This window comes from Sphingomonas bacterium (assembly GCF_028292945.1).
Classification (GTDB): Bacteria; Pseudomonadota; Alphaproteobacteria; order Sphingomonadales; family Sphingomonadaceae; genus Sphingomonas.
The window spans coordinates 1-20,630 of sequence record NZ_JAQGLJ010000028.1 but is presented as its reverse complement, the minus strand read 5'-3'; the positions used below and the strand labels follow the sequence as shown (position 1 = coordinate 20,630).

The window sequence follows — 20,630 nt, the reverse complement described above, 5'->3', positions numbered from 1 at the left end:
CCTATCCACCCCCTGAGCCCCTCCCGCAATCGGGAGGGGAATTGTTACGCCCCCGCCTTCTCCGCGAAGTCCCAGCTTGCCTTGGCCAGCCGATACACGCCCGCTGCGGACTTCTCCGCCTGTGCACTGGAGGCGGTGCCGTCGACGATCCGTTTCTTGATGCCCTGGACGATGCCGGTCAGGCGGAACAGATTGTAGCTGAAATACCAGTTCAGGTCGGGGACCCCGTCGCGACCGGTGGCGGCGCAATAGCGCTCCACCATCTCCTCGATCGGCGGAATTCCTGTCTCTGGTCCGGTCCGTCCCAGGACGCCGGAGCGACCCTCGGGCTGCGTCACCCAGCTCATGAGGAAGTAGGAGAAATCCGCCAGCGGATCGCCCAGCGTCGACAGTTCCCAGTCGAGCACCGCGATCACGCGAGGCTCGGTGGCATGAAGGATCATGTTGTCGATGCGATAGTCGCCATGAACGATGCTGGTGCGCGTCTGCTCGGGGACCGTTCGCGCCAGGAACTCGATCAGCCGCTCCACCTCCGGCATGTGCTCGGTCTCGGACGCGCGATACTGCCGGGTCCAGCGTTCGACCTGACGCGCGAAATAATTGCCGGGCTTGCCGTATTCGCCGAGCCCGGCCGCGACATAGTCGGTATTGTGCAGGGCGGCGAGCGTGTCGCCCATCGCATGGTAGATCGCGGTCCGCTCCGCCGGCGCATAGTCGGGCAGCGTCCCGTCCCACAGGTTGCGCCCGTCGGCGAAGCCCATGACGTAGAACATCGTCCCCACCACGCCGTCGTCGGTGCACAGGCCATAGGGCCGCGCGACAGGAAAGCCGGTCGGGTGCAATCCCGCGATCAGGCGATATTCGCGATCGACCGCATGGGCGCTGGGCAGCAGCTTGCCGGACGGCTTGCGACGCAGGACATAGGTGCCCGACGGGCTGCTCAGCTTGTAGGTCGGGTTTGATTGTCCGCCCGCGAACTTGGTATAGCTCAGCGGGCCTGCAAACCCGGCGACGTTCGCCTCCATCCAAGCGGTCAGCTTCGCCTCGTCCAGCCGGTCCTTGCCTTCGGCCGCGATCGTGCCGGCCATGGTCGCCGCTGCTGCGTCAGTCATGACGGATCATCCGAACGTGATCACGCTGCGCGTCGTATCGCCCCGGCGCAACTCGTCGAAGGCATCATTTATGCGCTCCAGCGGCATGCGGTCGGCGATGATCGTGTCGAGATCGAGCAGCCCGCGCTGGTAGAAGTCGACCAGACGCGGGATGTCGACAGGGAAGTGGTTGCGGCCCATCAGCGCACCTTGCACCTTCTTGTCCGCCAAGAGCTCCAGCGCGGACAGCCCGACGCTCTCGCCCAGCGGCATCATTCCCAGGATCGTCGCCGTGCCGCCGCGCCGCAGCACCTTGACCGCGGTTGCCGCGGACTGGCTCCGCCCGACCGCCTCGATCGCATGGTGGACGCCGCCGCGCGACAGCTCGACCACCTCGTCCGCCGCGGTGCCGCTCGTCGAGTCGATCGCGTGCGTCGCGCCCAGCTTCATCGCCAGCGCGCGCTTCTCGGCCACGGGATCGACGGCGATCACCTTGCCCGCGCCCGCGATCCGCGCCGCATTGACCGCCGCCAGCCCGACGCCGCCGCAGCCGACCACGCAAACCGTTTCGCCGGGCACCACCTTCGCGGTGTTGAAGATCGCGCCCGCGCCAGTCGTCACCGCGCACCCCAGGATCGCGGCGCGATCCAGCGGCATCTCCGGGTCGATCGCGACGCAGGCATGCTCGTGCACCAGCATCATCTCGGCATAGGCACTGAGGTTCAGCATCTGCGCGATCGGCTGATCGCCCAGCATCAGCCGGGGCTTCGCACCCTTGGCGCGCTTCACGCCGGGATCGATGCACAGCGACATGTGCCCGGTGACGCAGAACTCGCAATGGCCGCAGAACGCCGACAGGCAGGTGACGACGTGATCGCCGACCTTGACCGTACGCACCTCCTCGCCGACCGCCTCGACCACGCCCGCCGCCTCATGCCCGGGAATGCCTGGCAGCGGATGCGGATACGCCCCGTCGACGAAGTGCAGGTCCGACCGGCACACCCCGCACGCAACGGTGCGGATCAGCACCTCGTGCGCCTGCGGCTTGTCGACGGTGACGTCCTCGATCCGCAGCGGTGTCTTGGCTTCGAAAAGTACGGCGGCCTTCATGCTGTCCCTTCGCTGATATTCAGTTCGCGTCCCGGGCGAGATGGCTAGCGCGTCGCCGCCATATCGCCAGACGACACCCGGTCGTTGTTCGCCCGATAATCCGCGTACTTCCCGAACTCGTTGCGCGCGATCGCGCGGTTGTGGACCTCATCCGGCCCGTCGGCGAAGCGCAGCGTCCGCATCGACGCCCAGGCGCTGGCGAGATGGAAATCGCCGGACACGCCGCCGCCGCCATGTGCCTGGATCGCGTCGTCGAGGATCTTGAGCGCCATGTTCGGCGCCTGCACCTTGATCATCGCGATTTCCTGCTGGGCGGACTTGTTGCCGGCGCGGTCCATCATGTCGGCCGCCTTCAGGCACAGCAGCCGGGTCATCTCGATGTCGATCCGCGCGCGCGCCAGCCGCTCCTCCCATACCGAGTGGCTCGACAGCGTCTTGCCGAACGCGACGCGCGACAGCAGCCGCTTGGCCATCGCCTCGATCCCGGTCTCGGCGACACCGATGGTGCGCATGCAATGATGGATGCGGCCCGGCCCCAGTCGCCCCTGCGCGATCTCGAAGCCACGCCCCTCGCCCAGCAGCACGTTCTCGACGGGCACGCGCACGTCCTTCAGCTCGACCTCACCATGCCCGTGCGGCGCGTGGTCATAGCCATAGACGCTCAGCATCCGCTTGATCGTCACGCCGGGCGTGTCCATCGGCACCAGGATCTGGCTCTGCTGGCTGTGGCGCGAACCCTCCGGGTTGGTCTTGCCCATGACGATCGCGACCGCGCAGCGCGGGTCGCCGACCCCCGACGACCACCATTTGGTGCCGTTGATGACGTACTCGTCACCGTCACGCTCCATGCGGGTTTCGATGTTGGTCGCGTCGGAGGAGGCGACCGCCGGCTCCGTCATCAGGAACGCCGAGCGGATCTTGCCCTCCATCAGCGGGCGCAGCCACTGCTCCTTCTGCTCGCGCGTGCCATAGCGGTGAAATACCTCCATGTTGCCGGTGTCGGGCGCGGAGCAGTTGAAGCACTCCGACGACCAGCCGAGCTTGCCCATCTCCTCGGCGCACAGCGCGTATTCCAGATTGGTGAGCTGCGTGCCCTCGAACTCGAAGCTGTCGTCGACATGCGTCTGGCCGGAATGCGGCGGCATGAAGAAATTCCACAGCCCCGCCGCCTTCGCCTTCTCCTTGACCTCCTCGATCACCGGCAGCACCTTCCAGCGCTCGCCCTCATACGCCTGGCTCCGATACTCGTCGTTGCGCGGGGCTATCTCGCGGGCGATGAAGTCCTTCACCCGGTCCCGGAAATAGGTTTCGCGCTCGCTGAGGGTGAAGTCCATAGCTTGGTTTCTCACATGCGGGTGGAAGCTGTTGGAGCGGGCTTAAGCCATACCGCGTTTTCGGTAAAGCCGCGTTTGGGCGGTTCCTGCACCTGTGGGCAAAGCGGCTGTTGCTTCTAAACGTCCGACCGCTAGGCTGCGGGAATGGAGGGAGAGCCACCCACAAGCCGAAACCCGGCCGGCGGCACCGCGCGCTTTCAGCAGAAGCGCGAGGCCATCCTCGCCGCCGCCGCCGAGGCCATCAACGAGCAGTCGGCAAAAGGCATGACCTTCGCGGACGTCGCGCGTCGCGTCGGGCTGAACACCACCAGCGTCACCTATTATTTCAAGCGCAAGGAAGACCTTGCCGCCGCCGCCTTCGAGCACACGCTCGACTATCTGCTGGTGATGCTCGACGCTGCCCTGGAAGCCGCCACCCCGGCCGACCGCGTGCGTCGCTACCTGGCGCTCAACATGGCGCGACTTGAGCGCGTGCGGACCGGCGACGAGCGGCCGCTGGCGGTGCTGTCCGACCTGCGCGCCATGGAGGACCCCGCGCGCGAACGGCTGATGTCGGGCTGGCGCGAGGTCTTCCGACGCACGCGCGCGCTGTGGGGCCGACCGGCCAACCGCGCCGCCAAGGACCTGCACGGTGCCCGCGCGCACGTGCTGCTGGAGAACACCTTCTGGCTGCCGGCCTGGCTGCTTCGCTACGAGCCCGACCAGTACCCGCGCGTCGAAGCGCGGCTGTTCGACATCTTCGCGCATGGCATTGCGGGCCCGGCCGCCGCCTGGACTCCGCTGTCGCTGGATCTGGCGCATGACGAACGTGAACCGGGGCGCGCGGCGTTCCTGCTTGCGGCGACGCGCCTGATCAACGAGCTCGGCTATCGCGGCGCGTCCGTGCAGCGCATCGCCTCGCAGCTGAACGTCACCAAGGGCAGCTTCTACCATCATCTCGACGCGAAGGACGATCTGGTGATCGCGTGCTATCGCCGCAGCTTCGACACGATCGCCGCGGCGCAGCGACTGGCGGATGAAGCCGGGGGCACGCACTGGCAACGGCTGTCCTCGGCGGTGGCGACGCTGCTCGATGTCCAGTTCGCCGAGCGCGCGCCCTTGCTGCGGACGACGGCGCTCAGCGGCCTGCCCGCGAACGTCCGCAGCGCCATGGTCGACCGATCCAATCTGGTTGCGCGGCGTTACGCGGGCACGATCATGGACGGGATCGCGGAGGGCTCGTGCCGCCCCGTCGACGCGCTGATCGCCAGCCAGACGCTGATGGCGCTGCAGAACGCCGCGTTCGACATGCGCAAATGGGCGGCGACGATGCCGCGCGAGCGGGCGATCGCGATGTACGCATCGACGCTGCTGTTCGGACTGTTCGATGATCGCGCAGTGGGCGAGAGGGAGTAGCGCAAGCTACTCACCACGCAGACAAGCGCGGCCGGCGGGACGGCAACGCCGAACCCGTCCGACGACGCGGCCTTGCCGCGTCGCGCCTGACTTCCTCCGCAGGGTTCGACGCGGCAAAGCCGCGCCGTGACGTCGAACCGGTTCGGCTGCGCCGCCCCGCCGGCCGAGCTTGTCGGTCTCGCGTGCAGCAATGCTGCACGCGAGACCGACAGCGCTAGAACCGCGCCGACAATCCTACCTTGAACGTCCGGCCCAGCGGGTTGCCGATGAACGGCTCATAATTGTAATCCTCCCGCGCGAACGGCGGATCCTGGTCGAACAGATTGGTGATGGTGCCGGTCAGCGTCAGCTGCTCCATGACCTGCATCTGCACGTTCAGATCGGCAGTCACGAACTTGTCGATGTCCGCACCCTGCAGCAACGTCGTGGGATTGCCGGCAGCATCCCGAATATCGTTGTTGGGGATGAACGGCCCCGATGCCCCGAAGCCAGGACGCTGCCCGGACCGCTGGTCGTGCAGGCCACCTGTGTAGTTCACCTGGAATCGCGCATCCAGCGGACCGACACCGAAGTCGATGAATGCCTGGCCCTTATATTCCGGCACCGGATAAAGCGCCGACTGGTAATTCAGCAGCCCGACGCCGTCGAACGGCTGCTGCACCAGCACTCCAGCGACGGTTATCGCGCCAATCGAATTCTGGATGACGTAGGTCACACTACCGCCGATGCCCGCCCGGATGTCGCTGCCGCCGATGTTGTTCTCGCGAAAGTTGACCACGAGGTCCACGCCCTCGTTGATCTGCTCCGGGCCGTTCTGAAGGCGGGTGGTGACGCGCGTGATTGCGGCCGTGCCCCCCGCGCAGCCCGCGGTCGTGAACGTGAAGCGCGCCGCCAGCGCCGCGTTCGTAGCGCAGGTGTTCGTCGTCGTGGTTGGGAACAGCGTCGCCACCATCGCACCCAGCGGGTCGCCGATGATCGCCTCGCGCAGCTTGTAGCGATAATAGTCAAGGCTCGCCGAGAACCCGCCGCCGCTGAGCAGGATGCCGCCCGAATAGTTGGTCGACTTCTCCGGCTTCAGCGCCGGGTTGCCGAACACGTCCACGGGACGGAAGGCGGAGCCGATCAGCTGCAGCGCCGTGACGCGGTTCGGGTCGAGGTTGGGCAGCGTCGGGCCACGGAAGGTCGTCCCGATCCCGCCACGGAACGCGAGCCACGGCAGCGCCTGGAAACGGGCTCGCGCCTGCGGATTGAAGGTGGAGCCCGTCTGCCCGCCATAGTCCTCGAAGCGTGCCCCGAGCTGGATGTCCAGGGCATCGAAGACCGGGATCTGCAGTTCGCCAAAGACGGCATAGATGCCGCCGTTCAGAACATTGTTTCGCCCCGTCCCCAGGAACGCAAAGGCGCCGTTGGGAGCCGCGCCACCCGAGCAGGCGAGCGGATTCGTGTTCCCGTTGATCGGCGATTCGCGGCACGGATTCTGGACGATGTTGCTGTTGGCGCCGTAGCTGATGTCCAGCCAGGTGTGACGGTACTGCCCGCCGATGCCGAACTTCACGTCGCCGCCGGGCAGCGTCAGCCCGGTCGAGCCGCTGATCGACGCCTCGCCCACGAACAGCTCGGTATCGACGTTGGTGAAGGAGGGCTGGAAGATATAGCGGCTGACCTCGAGCGAGTTGGCGAGCGCGGCCGTGCCTTGCGGGTTAACCGCCCCTGTCGCCGGGTTCATTGTCGACTGATTGCCGAACGGATTGAGGAACAGGCACCCGTTCGCGCCCGGCGTGGTCCCGCTGCAATTGAACCCGCCAAAGCCCAGCAAGGCGCGCTGCACGCGGTCGCCGAACGAGTCGAACCCCGTCGTTTGGCGAAAATAGTCGTGATAGGTGCCCGACACCGTGAGATCGAGATCGTCGCTGAGATCGACGCGGAGTTCGCCGGTGGCGCGGAAGCTCTCACTCTTGCGGCCACCGCGTGACGAGCCCGGCTGATTGTCGTCGCCGTTGAACAGCGGATTGCCGCCGGCCAGGAATGGCCGGAACAGCAGGGTCGGGAACAGCGCGTTGCCGTTCGTCGTCGCGCCGGGAAATTGCGCCGGGTTGGCGGCCCGATAGGCGACCAACCCCGGATTGTTGGATGGTACGAAGAAGCCGCTGGCGCCGAACGCAGCGAAAGGCGAGGCCGAGGTCCCCGCCGGCGTGGTGAACGAGGCCGGCGAAGGCGACTGCGTCAAGATGTAGGAAGGTGAGGTCAGATAATGCGGAACGGTCGTGCGACCATATAGAAGCGTGGTCTGGAAGGTCACGCTGGGAGTCAGATCGACCTCGAAGTCCACGAACGCCTGGCCGCGCTTCTCGAGATCCACCAGCGCGTCGTAGGGGGAATATTGCGTGTAGCATTGACCCGTCGGCCGCGCCGCATATGGCCGGCCCACGAAGCCGCCCAGCGCGGCGCAGCTCGTGTCGCTCTGAATGGTGCCGACGATGCCGGTCGGGCCGGTGATCGCGATCGGCGCACCTGCCGCACTGACTGCGATGAAATTGGCCGGGTTGCCGCCGCCCGTGAAGCCACCCTGGGGGTTCTCTGCAAAAGGTCGAACGGCGAAATCGCGCTCCCTGGCGAGCAGTTCGCCGCGCTTCTGAAAGCCCGCCGCGACCAGGAACCGCCAGTTGTCGCCACGATGGCCGTACGACAGCGACACGTCGACGTCGCCGTCGGTGGATTTCACGAACCGGTAGTTGCCCGCGACCTGAAAGCCTTCCTGGTCGGTGCGGGTGATGAAGTTGATCACACCGGCGACCGCGTCGGAACCATAGGTCGCGGCCGCACCGTCCTTGAGCACCTCGACACGCCCGATCGCCGCCTGGGGGAGCAGGTTAAGGTCGACCACGGGCACGCCATTGCCCGAGGTCGTCAGACGCCTGCTGTTGAGCAGCACCAGCGTGCGCTGAGGCGACAGCCCACGCAGATTGGCGCTGGCGATGCCCTCGGCGCCCTGGCTGCGGCTGTCGAACTGGTTGGAGTCGCCCAGCACCCCGCTCGAGGTCGGCAGGTTCTTCAGCAGCTCGACCGGAGAGGGCGAACCCTGCTTGGCAAGCTCCGCCGCGCCGATCACGTCGACCGGCAGCGCCGCGTCCTCCGCCGTGCCCTGGATCAACGAACCGGTGACCACCACCTCACGCACCGGCGAGCCGTCCGTCTGCGTCTGGTCGACCGGCTGCACCCCGGCGGCCTGAGTAGGCGCGTCCTGCGCGCCGGCATTGCCACCTACCTGCGCCGCCACCGGTGACGCGCTCGCAAGCGCCAGAACAGAAAACGCGCACGCCACCAGGAACCGCTGCTTGGCCATCTCACCCTCCTATGCGGCCGGTGACTTGCGCACCGTACCGTCAACTCGAATAGAAGCCGGGGGCCACGGACGGTCAAGCGGTTACATTAGGGTGCAGCGCAGCAGAACTGCAACATTGTGGCAGGTGTTGCTGATACGCAACGGTCCTCTACGGTCCAAACCCGACATTCGAGGACCGACCCTCAGTAGCGATCAGGACGAAGAGGCTGATCGTGACTGAAGCGGATGGTCATACGCAATCCTGCCGGCGGGATTGCGCCGCTTCAGCCAGGATTCCATGATGAACTGCCGCAGGCTAGGCCCGCTCGCTCCGGGAACACCCGCAGCCATCAGAATACTCCTCGAGCATCCGCCGCGGGAAGAGGCATGACGGTGACCCGAACCCCCGCTGGGGGGCCGGACCCGTCCACATCACGCGCTTTGACCCGTGCCTCAGTAATCATTCAACCGTGCAAAGCGTTCGCGGTGATAGGCGGCGTTGCCCCACATCGCTTCCAGCACCGCCGACCGTTTCATGTAGAAGCCGGCGTCATATTCGTCCGTCATGCCGATGCCGCCGTGCAGCTGGACCATCTCGCGGCTGATCAGTTTCAGCGTGTCGGACGCAGTCGCCTTGGCCAGGCTGACGGCCTGATCGAGATCGGACCGGCCCGCGTCGACCGCCTCCAGCGCGGCCTCCACCGTGGAGCGCATCAGTTCAAGCTCGGTGAACATCTTCGCCATGCGATGCTGCAGCGCCTGAAATGTCGCCAGCGGCTGGCCGAACTGGACGCGCGTCTTGAGGTAGTCGTTGGTCTGGTGGAAGGCCGACTCGGCCATGCCCAGCATCTCCGCGCACGCCAGCGCGGTCGCGCGATCGACGACCGCAGCAGTCAGCTCGGGCCCGCCCAGCTTCACCGCCGTCGCACCCTCGAACCGGACCTCGGCATGGCTGCGCATATCCGCCATCTTGCGCGTCGAGCGGGTCACGCCCGCCTCGTCCGTCACCAGATACAGTCCGTCCTGCGCCGCGACGACGAACGCCTGCGCGCCGTCGCCTTCCGCGACGAATGCCTTGGTTCCCGTCAGCTTGCCGTCCGTGACAATGGTCTGCAGGTTGAGCGGGTCGTGATGCGGCCCCTCGTCCACCGCGAGCGCTACGACGACTTCGCCGCCTGCGATCTTCGGCAGCCACTCGCCCTTGACCGACTCGTCGCTGCCCATCGCGATCGCGGTCGCCGCCGGTGCGACCGACGCGAGCGGCGAGACGGCCAGGTTGCGCCCGAGCTGCTCCAGCACCAGCCCCATCGACAGGTAACCAAATGCCGACCCGCCATGCTCCTCCGGCACGACCACGCCCGCCCAGCCCATCTGGCCGATCGCGTTCCAGGCATCCGGATCGAAGCCCTGCGCCGGTGCGGCGTCGCGAAGCTTGCGAAATGCGCTCACCGGCGACTCGTTGTCCGCCCATTCCCGCGCCATATCGCGCAGCATCACCTGTTCGTCGTTTAGGACCGCCATCGTTCTTCCCTCAATGAAAGGCGGGCGGCAGGTCCGCCGTTACGTCCTGCCGCCCTCACCCTCTCCCAAACCTTATTGGTGATCGAGCATCCCCAGGATGCGCTTGGCGATCACGTTGTTCTGGATTTCGGTGGAGCCGCCATAGATCGACACCGCCTTGCCCCACAGCCAGGTGCGCGTCTGCGCAATTTCGGCGGAGGAAAAGCCTTCGCCCTCCCAGCCGAGCCCCTGCATGCCCATGATCTCGACGCCCAGCTCGGCGCGATCCTGCGTCACGCGCGCGCCGACATTCTTCATGATCGATGTCGCCGCGGACGGACCGGAGTTCGACTTCGCTTCCAGCGCCGCGCGCCGCAGCGTCAGCGCAAAGGCGCGCGCGTCCATCTCGTGCCGCACCAGACGCATGCGCAGGTCGCTGTCGTTGAGCCGGCCCTTGTCATCGGTTCCGCGATACTTCTTGGCGAGATCGGCCAGCGTCGGACCCGCCATCATCCGACCCGCCGACCCGCCGCCGCCCGACAGCGACGACCGCTCGTGCTGCAACAGCCGCGTGCCGATTTCCCAGCCCTGGCCCTCGCGGCCGACCAGATTGCCCTTGGGGACCTTCACGTCGGTGAAGAACGTCTCGCAGAACGGCGACGCACCGGAGATCAGCTTGATCGGGCGAACCTCGATTCCCTCGGCGTGCATGTCGTCGATCAGCAGGAAGCTGATGCCGGCATGCTTCTGCGTCTTGTCGGTGCGCACCAGGCAGAAGCATTTGTCCGCCCATTGACCGCCGCTGGTCCAGGTCTTCTGCCCGTTGAGGATGTAGTGGTCGCCCTTGTCTTCGGCGAACGTCTGGATGTTGGCGAGGTCGGAGCCTGCATTTGGCTCCGAATAGCCCTGGCACCAGCGGACGTTCGCCTTGGCGATGTCGGGGATGTGCTTCTGCTTCTGCTCCTCGGTGCCGTATTCCAGCAGCGTCGGGCCGAACATCATCACCCCCATGCCGCCGATCGGGTTGTAGGCGCCCGCGCGACCCAGTTCCTCCTGCAGCACGCGCGCCTGCGCGCGGTCGAGCCCGCCGCCGCCATATTCCTTGGGCCAGGTCGGCACGCCCCAGCCCTTGTCGCCCATCGCGACGCGCCAGGCTTCCTCGTCGGCGGACGGCTCATGCCCGCCCTCGATCGCCGACATGCCGGTGTCCTTGCCCCTCAACGCCGCCGGGAAGTTCTCCGCGATCCACGCGCGCACCTCGGCGCGAAAGCTCTCGATCGGATCGGTCTGGGTCAGCGGTTCGGCAAGCGTCGCCATCGTGGTGCTCCTGGATTCGAGGGTCCGGTATGCAACACTTCGCGTGCCGCTTCAATCCTATCGGACCGGTGCGCCCAATGGCGCATTGTCCATCTCGCGGGCGCGTGCCTCTGCCTCGCGCGCACGCAGCACGTCGACGTTGGCCTCGTGCAGGACCTTGGTGATCGGATAGAACAGCAGGACCAGCGCACCCAGCGCCCACAAGGTGATCACCATTGGCACATAGTGGAGGATCAGGCTGTCCGTCATCGTCGCGGTAACGCCGCCCGGGGTTGGCTTCTGCGGAAACGCCGACCAGGTGAGGATCGCACCGGTGGCGAGGATGCCCAGCGCCGACGAACATTGCTGCATGAACGACGATGCGGCGAAGAACACGCCGGCGTCGTGCCGGCCCGTCTTCACTGCGGAGTCCTCAACCACATCGGCCAGCATCGACGACGTGTTGATCAGGCTGATCGCCACCATCGCCCCGTACAGCGCGCCGATCACGAACAACGTCGGCACCAGCATCGCATCGCCCGGCACCCAGAACAAACCGAGGTAGGAAAGCACCAGGGGCGACAGCCCGAGCGCGACGCCGCCGACCGCGAAGAACATCGAGCTTGCGCGCTTGCCGATCCACGCCGACATCACCGGTGCCAGCGGCGCCGCGATCGTCGCAGCGATCAGGCTGTCGAAGGTGAGCAGCGCCAGCTGCGCACCGCTCAACTTGAACAGATATGTCCCGAAGTACAGGCTGCACCCGCTGTACAGACCGATCGCGGTATATTTGAGCACGCCAAAGCCGAATATCGCCAGAAACGCGCGGTTGTGCAGCGCCTGCCCCATCTCGCGCAGGTGGGTGGCGAAGCTGCGGCGATCGGTCCGAACCTCCGCCTGGCGCAGATAGGGAATGCGGTTGTGCGTTCCGATACCGCAGATCAGAATGGCGATCGTGATGATCGCCGCGCCGGTCAGCGCGAAGCTGGTGTAGCCGGCGGGGTTGAGCTGCCCGCGCGGATATTCCGGCGTGGCGGCGAAGAACACGGCAAGCGAAAAGGCCGTGAACCCGAACGCGCCCGCATAGCCGAACCAGTAGCGCAGCGAAAACAGTCGCGTCCGCTCGCGATAGTCGCTGGTCAGCTCGGGGTTCATCGCCGAGGTGGTGATCTCGAATGCGCTCAGCGCCATCCGCGTCAGCGCCGCAAAGGCGAAGATCCAGACGCCATAGGTCAGATCGCTCGCATCCTTGGGCGGAAACCACACCGCCGCGAACAGGACGGCGGTCGGGATGGCCGCGCCGTAGATGAACGGGTGACGCCGCCCCCATCGCGATCGCGTCGTGTCCGACCAGCGCCCGATCAGCGGATCGACCACCGCGTCCACCAGCAGCGTCAGCGCGATCGCGATCGATACCACCGATGCCGGAACGCCCACGACCTGATTGTAATAGAACATCAGATAGGTGGTGAACGCGGCGTTCTTGATCCCGTTCGCCCCGGCGCCGATGCCATAGCTCAGCCGCGTGGCGAGCGTCATGGGCGGCGCGCCCGCAACGTTCGTCGATCCAGCGACCGTTGCCATGATCGTCATCCTCTCGCTATCGCGCACACCGGTCACGCGGCCATTTTTTCGAAACTGCGGTACGGCGGCCAAACGGTCAAGCGGGAATGGCGGGCCGGGTCGCCGGTCGGCGGCGTCTGGCTGTCATATGGCGATCCACCGTGTCATAGGCTACAGGCAAGGCAGGCCGGGGGCGGCGGATGACGGCTGATTACGTAGATATCGGCCAGGTGCTCCGATGATCCGCTTCGACAATCGCGCGGTGCCCATAGCGTTGCTGGCGATGCTGATCGACGCGATCGGCTTCGGCATCGTTCTCCCCGTGCTGCCGGCGTTGATCGTCGAGCTGGGCCGTGGTTCGCTCACCGATGCGACGCGGATCGGCGGCTATCTGCTCGTGGTCTATGCCGGCACCCATTTCTTCGCCGGACCGGTGATCGGCAGCCTCGGCGACCGGTTCGGGCGCCGCCGCGTGCTGCTCGCATCGCTGCTGTGCTTCGCGGCCGATTACGCGCTGATGGCGTTCGCGCCGACGCTCGCCTGGCTGTTCCTCGGCCGCGCGATCGCGGGTGCGGTGGGCGCGACCTATGGCCCGGCCAACGCGATCGTCGCCGATGTCACCCCGCCGGAACGCCGGGCGGCCACCTTTGGCCTGCTCGGGGCGGCATTCGGTGGCGGGTTCATCCTTGGTCCGGCGATCGGCGGGTTGATCGCCGACCTGGGCGTCCGGGCACCGTTCATCGCGGCGGCGGGTCTGGCGCTGGTCAATGCGATGCTTGTGCTCACCTTGCTGCCCGAGACGCTGGCGCCCGAGAATCGCCGGCCGTTCTCGTGGCGGCGCGCCAACCCGATCGGCGCGTTCGCTCCCCTGTTCAACGCGGGCGGTGCCGCACCCCTGCTGGTCTGCGCATTATTGTGGCAGCTCGCGCACATGGTGTTCCCCAGCACCTGGTCCTTCTTTGCCGGCATCGCGTTCGGCTGGGACGCACAGGCGATCGGCTGGTCGCTTGCGGCCACGGGTGTGTCGATGATGGCGGCGCAAATCTGGCTGATCGGGCCGACGATCAGGCGCTTTGGCGAGGGTCGCACGGCGCTGATCGGCCTCATCGCGGGGATGATCATCTTCACGCTCTATGGCTTCGTGCGTGAAGGCTGGCAGGTCTACGTGCTGCTCGTGGTCGGCGCATTGATGGGGCTGGTGTTCCCATCGCTCAACGCGATCCTGTCGTCCCGCGTCGATGCCGCCAATCAGGGCGGTTTGCAGGGTGGCCTGGCAAGCCTCGCCAGCGTCGCCGCGATCGCCGGACCGCTTGCGATGACGCAGACGCTCGCGGCCGGCGCGGAATGCGGCGTTCCCGGCGCAGCCTTTCTGCTCGCCGCTGCCCTGTGCGCGCTGGCGCTCCTCGTCTTGTGGCTGGGCGTCGTCAGAGGCCGCGCGGGCGGACTTAGGTCTCGCGCCCCGGCCGGCGGCTGAGTCCGACGTCCAGGTGCGCGCCGGCGTCGAGCACTAGGCACTCGCCCGTAATTACCCTGCTCGCGGGATCGAGCAGCATGACGATGGGCCCGGCGATGTCGTCCGGCCCCGCCGCCATCCGCATCGGGGTGGCGGCGGCAATGCGTTCATTGACCTTCGCGAACCCGCCCGCGCCCAACCGCTTCTCGAACCAGCCCGTGCCGACATAGCCCGGCGCCACCGCATTGACCCGGATCGCGGGCGCCAGCACCCGCGCCAGGCTCTTGGTCATCGTGATCAGCGCGCCCTTCGATGCCGCATAGGCGACCGACGACCCGACGCCGAACACGCCCGCCACCGACGCGACATTGACCACCGCACCCATGTCGCTCGCGCGCATCGCCGGCGCGGCGGCGCGGATCATCTGGAATGCCGCGATCGTATTGAGGCGGTAGATGTCGATGAAGTCCTCCGCCTCCAATGCGTCCAGGTCTTCATGGTTCGCGAACTTGGTCCGCCCGGCATTGTTGACCAGGAAGTCGACGCGCCCGAACGCATCCAACGCGGCGGCGACCAGCGCGCGGCACGCCGCATCCTCGACGATGTCCGCCTGCACCGCCACCGAACCGTTGCCGATTTCCGCCGCCAGCGCCTCCGCGTCGTCGCGACTCGACGCATAGTTGACGATGCAGCGCACCCCACGCTCGGCAAGTTGGCGTACGACCCCCGCACCGATGCCCGTGCCGCCGCCGGTCACGATCGCGACGCCACCTTTCATGCCTGTGCGCTCGGCCGCGCCGACGCGCGCGCATGCCACCCGGCCAGCGCCGTAAGCTCTTCGGGCATCGGCACGCCGACAAAGGTGGCGAAATCCAGCGTCGTCAGCAGCACGATGTCGGCGATCGTGTAACGCTCCCCGTCCAGCCATTCGCGCCCGTCCAGCGCCCGATCGAACTCCTTCATCGCCGCCACGACGCGCGGCCGCTGGCTTTCGCCGAACTCGGTATATTGCGGCTTCACGACGCGCGCGGTGAAGGGATGGGTATGCGCCCATACCATCGACAGCGGCGTCATCAGCCGCAGCTCGACACGCCGGGTCCACATGTCGACCTGGGCGACGTTCAGCGGCCCTCGCCCAAACAGCGGCGGCTCCGGGTGCAGCCCCTCCAGATAGCGGCAGATCGCGACGCTCTCCGTCAGCACCACACCATTGTCGAGCGCCAGCGACGGCGTCTGCCCATAGGGATTGACCGCCAGGTAATCCGCACCCTTGTGCTCGCCCGCGGTGATCGAAACCGGCGCGGTCGGGATGCGGACGTGCTTCTCGGCGAGGAAGATTCGAACCCGCCGCGGATTGGGCGCAGGATTGGGACTGTCGTGTAGCAGCAAGGCGTCGCTCCCTTTTTCGAAGATCGCGTATGGCATTCGCCGTGCGGCTCGCCTAGCCATGGCGCGATGAGCGAAGCCACCGAGATGCTGGCAGGCGAGTTCGGCCTGCTGTCCGACCTGATCGCCGCCCATGCCCGCGAGCGCGGCACCAGGACCGCGGTCGCGGACGACGTGCGCGCGATCGACTATGCGACGCTGGATCGCGGCATGGATCGCCTCGCCGCCGCGCTGCAACGCGAAGGGATCGCGCAGGGTCAGGCGGTGGCGATCGTCGCCTCGCCATCGGTCGAATATACGATCGCGTTCGGCGGCATCCTGCGCGCAGGTGGCGTCGTCACCCCGATCGCGCCCTCCGCCACGCCGGCGCAGATCGCCGCGATGATCGCCGATTGCGGCGCGAGCATCGTATTCCTGGACGAGGCGAACACCCGCGCGCTCAGCGAGGAGCGGCTGTCGGCCAGGATCGTTCGGCTCGACAACGACCTCGACGCATGGCTCGCCCCCGATGGCGAGAAGCCCGAACCGGTGTCGATCGCGCCCGGCGACGGGTTCAACATCATCTATTCGTCCGGCACGACCGGCACGCCCAAGGGCATCGTGCAGAGCCATGCGATGCGCTGGGCACACATCCACCGCAACACGACCGCGGGCTACGACGAAGCGGTGACGATGATCGCGACCCCGCTTTATTCCAACACGACGTTGGTAAGTTTCCTGCCGACGCTGGGCTGGGGCGGCACGGTCGTGCTGATGAGCAGGTTCGACGCGCGCCGCTACCTTGAACTGGCCGAGCAGCACCGCGCGACCCACACCATGCTCGTCCCCGTCCAGTATCAACGACTGATGGCGCTGCCCGACTTCGACCGGTTCGACCTGTCCAGCTTCAAGCTGAAGACCTGCACCAGCGCTCCCTTCTCCGCTGGCCTGAAGGCGGACGTCGTGCGGCGCTGGCCGGGGCTGCTGATCGAATATTATGGGATGACCGAAGGCGGCGCGTCGTGCGGCCTCAACGCGACGCAGTTCCCCGACAAGCTCCACACCGTCGGCCCACCGCTGCCCGGCCATGAGATGAAGCTGATCGACGAGGACGGCCACGAGGTCGCGCCCGGCGAGATGGGCGAGGTGGTCGGCCGCAGTCCGACGATGATGAGCGGCTATCACGGCCGCGCCGAGGCATCGCGCGACGCCGAATGGTTCGACTCCGACGGCCGCCGCTTCATCCGCCACGGCGATGTCGGCCGCTTCGACGCGGACGGCTTCCTCATCCTCATGGACCGCAAGAAGGACCTGATCATCTCCGGCGGCTACAACATCTACCCGTCCGACCTGGAGGCGGTGCTGCTCCGGCACCCCGGCGTCGCCGACGCCACCGTGGTCGGCGCGCCCAGCGAGGCATGGGGCGAGACGCCGGTCGGCTTCTACGTCGCGCGCGACGATGCGCCAGCGCGCGAGGAAATCCTGGCCGCCGTCAACGCGCAGCTCGGCAAGACGCAACGCCTGTCCGCGCTCTACGCGCTCCCCGAGCTACCGCGCAGTGCCATCGGCAAGGTGCTGAAGCGCGAGCTGCGCGACCGCTACCTGACGGTGCCGGCATGACGTCGCTGCCACAGGTGCTCGCCGCGCTGGAGCCGTTCGACGGCGCCTGGCGCGGCACCATCCCCGACACCTGGCTGCAGGGCCGCACCGCCTATGGTGGCTTTTCCGCCGCGCTGGCGCTGCACGCGGCGCAGCTCTCCGATACCGATCTGCCGCCGCTGCGATCGGCGCAGGTGTCCTTCATCGGCCCGCTCTCCGGCCCGGTCACGCTGCGCGCGCAACGCCTTCGCCGCGGGCGCAACGCCGCGTTCGTGCAGGCGGACGTGGTGAGCGACGCCGGCCTCGGTCTGCGCGCCACCTTCGTGTTCATGGGGCCGGTCGAGTCGAGGGTCGACTATCGCGCGGGCGAGCCGCCCGCCTTTGACAAACCCGATGGCTCGAGCACCACCTTCAGCGGCAAGGCCCCGTTCTTCACGCAGAATTTCGAGTTCCTCGACCGCCGCGACGGGGCGACAGGTCCGACCGAGTGGCTGCGCTGGGTGCGGCTGACGGACCGTGCCGGACTCGACCCGATGGTCGAGCTGATGGCGGTCGCCGACTGCCTGCCGCCGGCCGCGTTCAAGCTGCTCGGCGGTCCCGCGCCGGTCAGCTCGATGACCTGGATCGTGAACGTGCTCGGCCCTCAACCGCGCACGGAGGACGGCTGGTGGCTGCTGCGCGCGAGCACGGACTATGCGGTCGCCGGCAGTTCCAGCCAGCAGATGGGCATCTGGAACAGCGCCGGCGAGCCGATCGCCGAGCAGATGCAGAGCGTCGCGCTGTTCGCCTGATCGCGGACTGCTGCGGTTCAGCCTCGCGCCGCTACAGCCGCCTCACGATCTGCGACCGACGCAGCTCTCGGACCTTCGGAGCGACTCCTGATGCTGACCTTCCTTCTCGCCACGACGATGGCCGTTTCGGGCACCCAGGCTGATTTCCAGGATCGCCCGCGTGGCGGCGGCATGATGATGCGCGCCGACAGCAACGGCGACGGCGTCATCACCCGCGACGAGCACCTCGCCCAGGCAACCGAACGGTTCGATCGCATGGACGCCGACCGCGACGGCAAGCTGACCGGCCAGGAGATGGCACAGGTCGGCCGCCGCGCGCGCACGATGCAAGACGGCGGCGTGCCGCGTCAGCCGGAGCCGCACACGACGACCGAGTCGCCGCGCTGAATAATGATTCAGCGCTTCCCCGGCGGACCCCGCGGCCCAGTCTGCGGCGCGGCCGGCTGGGCGCCGACTTCCGTCGGGGAAGGCTGATACATCAAACCATAGTCTAATCCGCAGGCGTCCTGCCTTGGCTGCGCGCCTCCTTCGCCGCCGCGATCAGCCTGCGCCCGGTCTCCTCCGCCGCATCGGGCGACATCGCCACCGCCACGCCGTCCGGTCCATCGAGCATGACCACCCCGGCTTCGGCGCTGGCCTCCCCCGGGCCAGCCTCCGGGGGCATCGGGTGGGGGTCAGTAGCCATCAATCATTCCCTTCACGCATCTCGGCCACCCAGGCGGAATGCTGGCCATACAAATAGATCGGGTCGAACTCGCCCAGCGCCTTCAGCTTGGGCATGTCGGTAATCTCCACCTCGCCGGAACGGAAGGTGGCGAAGCCGCGCTCGCGCATCAACCTCAGCACGCGATTGGCGTGGACGCCGGTGATGCCGCACGCCTCCGCCACGTCGGCCTGCGTCGCCGGCAGCGCGAAGGCCCCGTCCCGCGCCAGCCCGACCATCTCCAGCCGCGCGTACAGCTCACAGAAGAAGTGCGCGACGCGGCCCTCGGCCCCCAGCCGGCCCAGCCGGAAGATCCATTCGCGATGGATCGCCGCGTCGAGCAGCGTCGAGAACCACAGCCAGCGCGTCAGCCGCGGATAACGCTCCAGTATCTCCGCCAGCGTCCGGTGTTCGAACGTCGCGATCGTACAGGGGCCGAGCGACGCGACGTCATGGTCGAGCCGCTTCATCGGGAAGCCATGCAGGTCGACGAAGTCACCCGGCACCTGCAAGGAAACCAGCTGCCGGTACCCCTCGCGGTCGTCGAGATAGCGGCACATATAGCCGTCCAGCAGCATGACGCTGTGCGTCACCAGCTCGCCGCGCCGTTGAATCTGGGTGCGCGGCGGGATCTGGCGCACGCTCGACACGGCATTTTCGATCACCTGCCGCTCTTCCTCGCTCAGCGCGTCGCGCGCGCGTCCCAGAAGGAAGCGGTGTGTGAGCATGGGCATTCCCTTCCCCGAAACGTTGGAGCAAGCGTCAACCCAGACGGCGAAAAGCCGCTAACAAAGACAAATAATAACGTGGATTGCGCAACATTGCCGGTCGACGCTGGTTACTCCACGGCAATGCGACATATCAGCTACGACAACGACCATCCACTCGCACGCGATTTCATCGCCAGGGTGGAGCAGCCCGCCTTTCCGTGCGTCGGGGCGAAGTCGGCGCTCGGTCGCGGCCAGATGGACATTTTGGTCGCACGCGACCTGCGCTCCGCCTGGGACGACCTGCGCATCCTGCCGGCACTGACCACGACCGTCGCGAAATATCACGCCGACCGGGCGATATTCCGTACGATGGTGGTGGTCTTCGAACAGCCGGGTGACCTGTGCGAGGAGCAGTTCGAGCAGCATCTCTGGGCACGCGCGCAGTCCCTGTCCGACAAGGACGCCTGGGTCGGCAATCGGCCCAACGACTCGGTGAGCGCCGATCCTGAGGATCCGCATTTCTCGCTCAGCTTCGCCGGCGAGGCGTTCTTCGTCGTGGGCCTGCACCCCAACGCCAGCCGCCCGGCGCGGCGGTTCGCGAACCCGGCGCTGGTGTTCAACCTGCACGACCAGTTCGAGGTGCTGCGCGACCAGCAGCGCTATGAAAAGCTGCGCTCCTCCATTCTGCAGCGCGACATCGCGCTCGCAGGGTCCATCAACCCGATGCTCGCGCGCCATGGCGAGGCGAGCGAGGCGCGGCAGTATAGCGGCCGAGCCGTCGATGCCGGTTGGAAATGCCCGTTCCACCGCGCCGACGCTCCAGGCGCTCTCGGTGCCTGACACCCTGATCCCGCCGCGCTCGGGCACGGCGTTCACGATGGCGGCGGGCGATCGGTTGACCGTCACCGATCCGCAGGGCGTGCAGGTCGCCGATTTGCTCGCCTTCAACGCCGTCGACCTCGACGAGGTCGTGTCGTCGGGCCGCACGCTCGATTATGCGGAGACGATCCGGCTGACGACGGGTCACATACTCTACTCCAACCGCTCGCGGCCGATGCTGACGATCGTGGCGGACACGGTCGGCGTGCACGACTTCCTGCTCACGCCCTGTTCGGTCGACACGTTCAGCCACTTCTACCCGGACGAGCCGTCGCATCGCGGCTGCTTCGGCAATCTCGTCGCCGCGCTCGCACCCTGGGGTATCGGCCCGGATCGCGTCCCGACCGCGTTCAACTGCTTCATGAACGTGCCCGTCGCCCCGGACGGTCGCCTCACCGTCGAGCCGCCGCTGTCGAAGGCGGGCGACCACATCGTCTTCCGCGCCGAGATGGACCTGGTGATCGGGCTCACCGCCTGCTCCGCGCTGGCGTCCAACGGCGGCAGCTTCAAGCCGATCGC

General features: G+C 67.1%; 18 protein-coding genes. 7 read left to right on the top strand and 11 right to left on the bottom strand.

Translation table 11 applies throughout. The annotated features are described in order from the left end of the window. Positions 1 to 44: 44 nt before the first annotated feature. Genes JWN21_RS03690 through JWN21_RS03680 form a run of 3 tightly spaced genes read right to left on the bottom strand, consistent with a single transcriptional unit; the run spans position 45 to position 3,535 of the window. On the bottom strand, positions 45 to 1,112 hold the full coding sequence (locus JWN21_RS03690) for a phosphotransferase family protein (protein WP_299646352.1): 1,068 nt from the start codon (positions 1,110 to 1,112) through the stop codon (positions 45 to 47). A gap of 6 nt (positions 1,113 to 1,118) precedes the next feature. Beyond that, positions 1,119 to 2,201 (bottom strand): Zn-dependent alcohol dehydrogenase, encoded by a 1,083-nt coding sequence (locus JWN21_RS03685; RefSeq protein WP_299646350.1) that lies wholly within the window; start codon positions 2,199 to 2,201, stop codon positions 1,119 to 1,121. Between the two features lie 44 nt (positions 2,202 to 2,245). Then, entirely contained in the window at positions 2,246 to 3,535 is a 1,290-nt protein-coding gene (locus JWN21_RS03680; RefSeq protein WP_299646348.1) for an acyl-CoA dehydrogenase family protein, read from the bottom strand. A gap of 144 nt (positions 3,536 to 3,679) precedes the next feature. Here JWN21_RS03680 and JWN21_RS03675 point away from each other — a divergent pair, with 144 nt between their 5' ends. Then, on the top strand, positions 3,680 to 4,930 hold the full coding sequence (locus JWN21_RS03675; protein WP_299646346.1) for a TetR/AcrR family transcriptional regulator: 1,251 nt from the start codon (positions 3,680 to 3,682) through the stop codon (positions 4,928 to 4,930). Between the two features lie 214 nt (positions 4,931 to 5,144). Here the strand turns inward: JWN21_RS03675 and JWN21_RS03670 are convergent, their stop codons facing one another. The 4 genes from JWN21_RS03670 to JWN21_RS03655 all read right to left on the bottom strand — a co-directional run bounded on the left by JWN21_RS03670 (position 5,145) and on the right by JWN21_RS03655 (position 12,632). Further along, complete coding sequence (locus tag JWN21_RS03670; protein WP_299646344.1) at positions 5,145 to 8,273, bottom strand: TonB-dependent receptor; 3,129 nt, start codon at positions 8,271 to 8,273, stop codon at positions 5,145 to 5,147. Between the two features lie 432 nt (positions 8,274 to 8,705). Beyond that, positions 8,706 to 9,773, bottom strand: a complete 1,068-nt coding sequence (locus JWN21_RS03665; RefSeq protein ID WP_299646342.1) for an acyl-CoA dehydrogenase family protein — start codon at positions 9,771 to 9,773, stop codon at positions 8,706 to 8,708. Between the two features lie 72 nt (positions 9,774 to 9,845). Continuing rightward, positions 9,846 to 11,069: an acyl-CoA dehydrogenase family protein gene (locus tag JWN21_RS03660; RefSeq protein WP_299646340.1), complete on the bottom strand. Its 1,224-nt coding sequence runs from the start codon at positions 11,067 to 11,069 to the stop codon at positions 9,846 to 9,848. 57 nt (positions 11,070 to 11,126) lie between these two features. Further along, the gene (locus JWN21_RS03655; protein WP_299646338.1) at positions 11,127 to 12,632 is read right to left on the bottom strand and encodes an MFS transporter; all 1,506 of its coding nucleotides are present in this window, start codon (positions 12,630 to 12,632) and stop codon (positions 11,127 to 11,129) included. Between the two features lie 217 nt (positions 12,633 to 12,849). Here JWN21_RS03655 and JWN21_RS03650 point away from each other — a divergent pair, with 217 nt between their 5' ends. Continuing rightward, positions 12,850 to 14,085 carry an MFS transporter gene (locus JWN21_RS03650; RefSeq protein WP_299646336.1) on the top strand — a complete coding sequence of 412 codons (1,236 nt, stop codon included), beginning with the start codon at positions 12,850 to 12,852 and terminating at the stop codon, positions 14,083 to 14,085. Here the strand turns inward: JWN21_RS03650 and JWN21_RS03645 are convergent. Together JWN21_RS03645 and JWN21_RS03640 are read right to left on the bottom strand one after the other, a co-directional pair. Continuing rightward, complete coding sequence (locus tag JWN21_RS03645; RefSeq protein ID WP_299646334.1) at positions 14,057 to 14,881, bottom strand: SDR family oxidoreductase; 825 nt, start codon at positions 14,879 to 14,881, stop codon at positions 14,057 to 14,059. The genes JWN21_RS03650 and JWN21_RS03645 overlap by 29 nt on opposite strands. Continuing rightward, the gene (locus JWN21_RS03640; RefSeq protein WP_299646332.1) at positions 14,839 to 15,453 is read right to left on the bottom strand and encodes a glutathione S-transferase family protein; all 615 of its coding nucleotides are present in this window, start codon (positions 15,451 to 15,453) and stop codon (positions 14,839 to 14,841) included. Before JWN21_RS03640 ends, JWN21_RS03645 begins: the two co-directional genes overlap by 43 nt. 66 nt (positions 15,454 to 15,519) lie before the next feature. On the opposite strand from JWN21_RS03640, the gene JWN21_RS03635 reads away from it, so the two are divergent. The 3 genes from JWN21_RS03635 to JWN21_RS03625 all read left to right on the top strand — a co-directional run bounded on the left by JWN21_RS03635 (position 15,520) and on the right by JWN21_RS03625 (position 18,206). Further along, complete coding sequence (locus JWN21_RS03635) at positions 15,520 to 17,049, top strand: class I adenylate-forming enzyme family protein (protein WP_299646330.1); 1,530 nt, start codon at positions 15,520 to 15,522, stop codon at positions 17,047 to 17,049. Beyond that, positions 17,046 to 17,819 (top strand): thioesterase family protein, encoded by a 774-nt coding sequence (locus JWN21_RS03630; protein ID WP_299646328.1) that lies wholly within the window; start codon positions 17,046 to 17,048, stop codon positions 17,817 to 17,819. The genes JWN21_RS03635 and JWN21_RS03630 overlap by 4 nt, the downstream gene beginning before the upstream one ends. Before the next feature lie 90 nt (positions 17,820 to 17,909). Beyond that, positions 17,910 to 18,206, top strand: coding sequence for a hypothetical protein (locus JWN21_RS03625; RefSeq protein WP_299646327.1), 297 nt, complete (start codon positions 17,910 to 17,912; stop codon positions 18,204 to 18,206). 103 nt (positions 18,207 to 18,309) lie between these two features. Here JWN21_RS03625 and JWN21_RS03620 read toward each other — a convergent pair whose 3' ends face one another. Then, positions 18,310 to 18,504, bottom strand: coding sequence for a hypothetical protein (locus JWN21_RS03620; protein ID WP_299646325.1), 195 nt, complete (start codon positions 18,502 to 18,504; stop codon positions 18,310 to 18,312). After that, positions 18,504 to 19,250 carry a Crp/Fnr family transcriptional regulator gene (locus JWN21_RS03615; protein ID WP_299646323.1) on the bottom strand — a complete coding sequence of 249 codons (747 nt, stop codon included), beginning with the start codon at positions 19,248 to 19,250 and terminating at the stop codon, positions 18,504 to 18,506. Before JWN21_RS03615 ends, JWN21_RS03620 begins: the two co-directional genes overlap by 1 nt. Positions 19,251 to 19,373: 123 nt before the next feature. Between JWN21_RS03615 and gntA the strand changes: the two genes are divergently transcribed. Both gntA and JWN21_RS03605 read left to right on the top strand, forming a co-directional pair. Next, a complete protein-coding gene (gene gntA, locus JWN21_RS03610) occupies positions 19,374 to 20,072 on the top strand; it encodes a guanitoxin biosynthesis heme-dependent pre-guanitoxin N-hydroxylase GntA (protein WP_299646321.1) in 699 nt (232 codons plus the stop codon). Between the two features lie 37 nt (positions 20,073 to 20,109). After that, positions 20,110 to 20,630: urea carboxylase-associated family protein (locus JWN21_RS03605; RefSeq protein ID WP_299646376.1), on the top strand; the 521-nt coding region annotated here is incomplete at its 3' end.

Excerpts from the sequence above, each read along its gene's own strand:
- JWN21_RS03690 (WP_299646352.1), bottom strand. The coding sequence starts at position 1,112 with ATGACTGACGCAGCAGCGGCGACCATGGCCGGCACGATCGCGGCCGAA.
- JWN21_RS03685 (WP_299646350.1), bottom strand. The coding sequence starts at position 2,201 with ATGAAGGCCGCCGTACTTTTCGAAGCCAAGACACCGCTGCGGATCGAG.
- JWN21_RS03680 (WP_299646348.1), bottom strand. The coding sequence starts at position 3,535 with ATGGACTTCACCCTCAGCGAGCGCGAAACCTATTTCCGGGACCGGGTG.
- JWN21_RS03675 (WP_299646346.1), top strand. The coding sequence starts at position 3,680 with ATGGAGGGAGAGCCACCCACAAGCCGAAACCCGGCCGGCGGCACCGCG.
- JWN21_RS03670 (WP_299646344.1), bottom strand. The coding sequence starts at position 8,273 with ATGGCCAAGCAGCGGTTCCTGGTGGCGTGCGCGTTTTCTGTTCTGGCG.
- JWN21_RS03665 (WP_299646342.1), bottom strand. The coding sequence starts at position 9,773 with ATGGCGGTCCTAAACGACGAACAGGTGATGCTGCGCGATATGGCGCGG.
- JWN21_RS03660 (WP_299646340.1), bottom strand. The coding sequence starts at position 11,069 with ATGGCGACGCTTGCCGAACCGCTGACCCAGACCGATCCGATCGAGAGC.
- JWN21_RS03655 (WP_299646338.1), bottom strand. The coding sequence starts at position 12,632 with ATGGCAACGGTCGCTGGATCGACGAACGTTGCGGGCGCGCCGCCCATG.
- JWN21_RS03650 (WP_299646336.1), top strand. The coding sequence starts at position 12,850 with ATGATCCGCTTCGACAATCGCGCGGTGCCCATAGCGTTGCTGGCGATG.
- JWN21_RS03635 (WP_299646330.1), top strand. The coding sequence starts at position 15,520 with ATGAGCGAAGCCACCGAGATGCTGGCAGGCGAGTTCGGCCTGCTGTCC.
- JWN21_RS03630 (WP_299646328.1), top strand. The coding sequence starts at position 17,046 with ATGACGTCGCTGCCACAGGTGCTCGCCGCGCTGGAGCCGTTCGACGGC.
- JWN21_RS03625 (WP_299646327.1), top strand. The coding sequence starts at position 17,910 with ATGCTGACCTTCCTTCTCGCCACGACGATGGCCGTTTCGGGCACCCAG.
- JWN21_RS03620 (WP_299646325.1), bottom strand. The coding sequence starts at position 18,504 with ATGGCTACTGACCCCCACCCGATGCCCCCGGAGGCTGGCCCGGGGGAG.
- JWN21_RS03615 (WP_299646323.1), bottom strand. The coding sequence starts at position 19,250 with ATGCTCACACACCGCTTCCTTCTGGGACGCGCGCGCGACGCGCTGAGC.
- gntA (WP_299646321.1), top strand. The coding sequence starts at position 19,374 with ATGCGACATATCAGCTACGACAACGACCATCCACTCGCACGCGATTTC.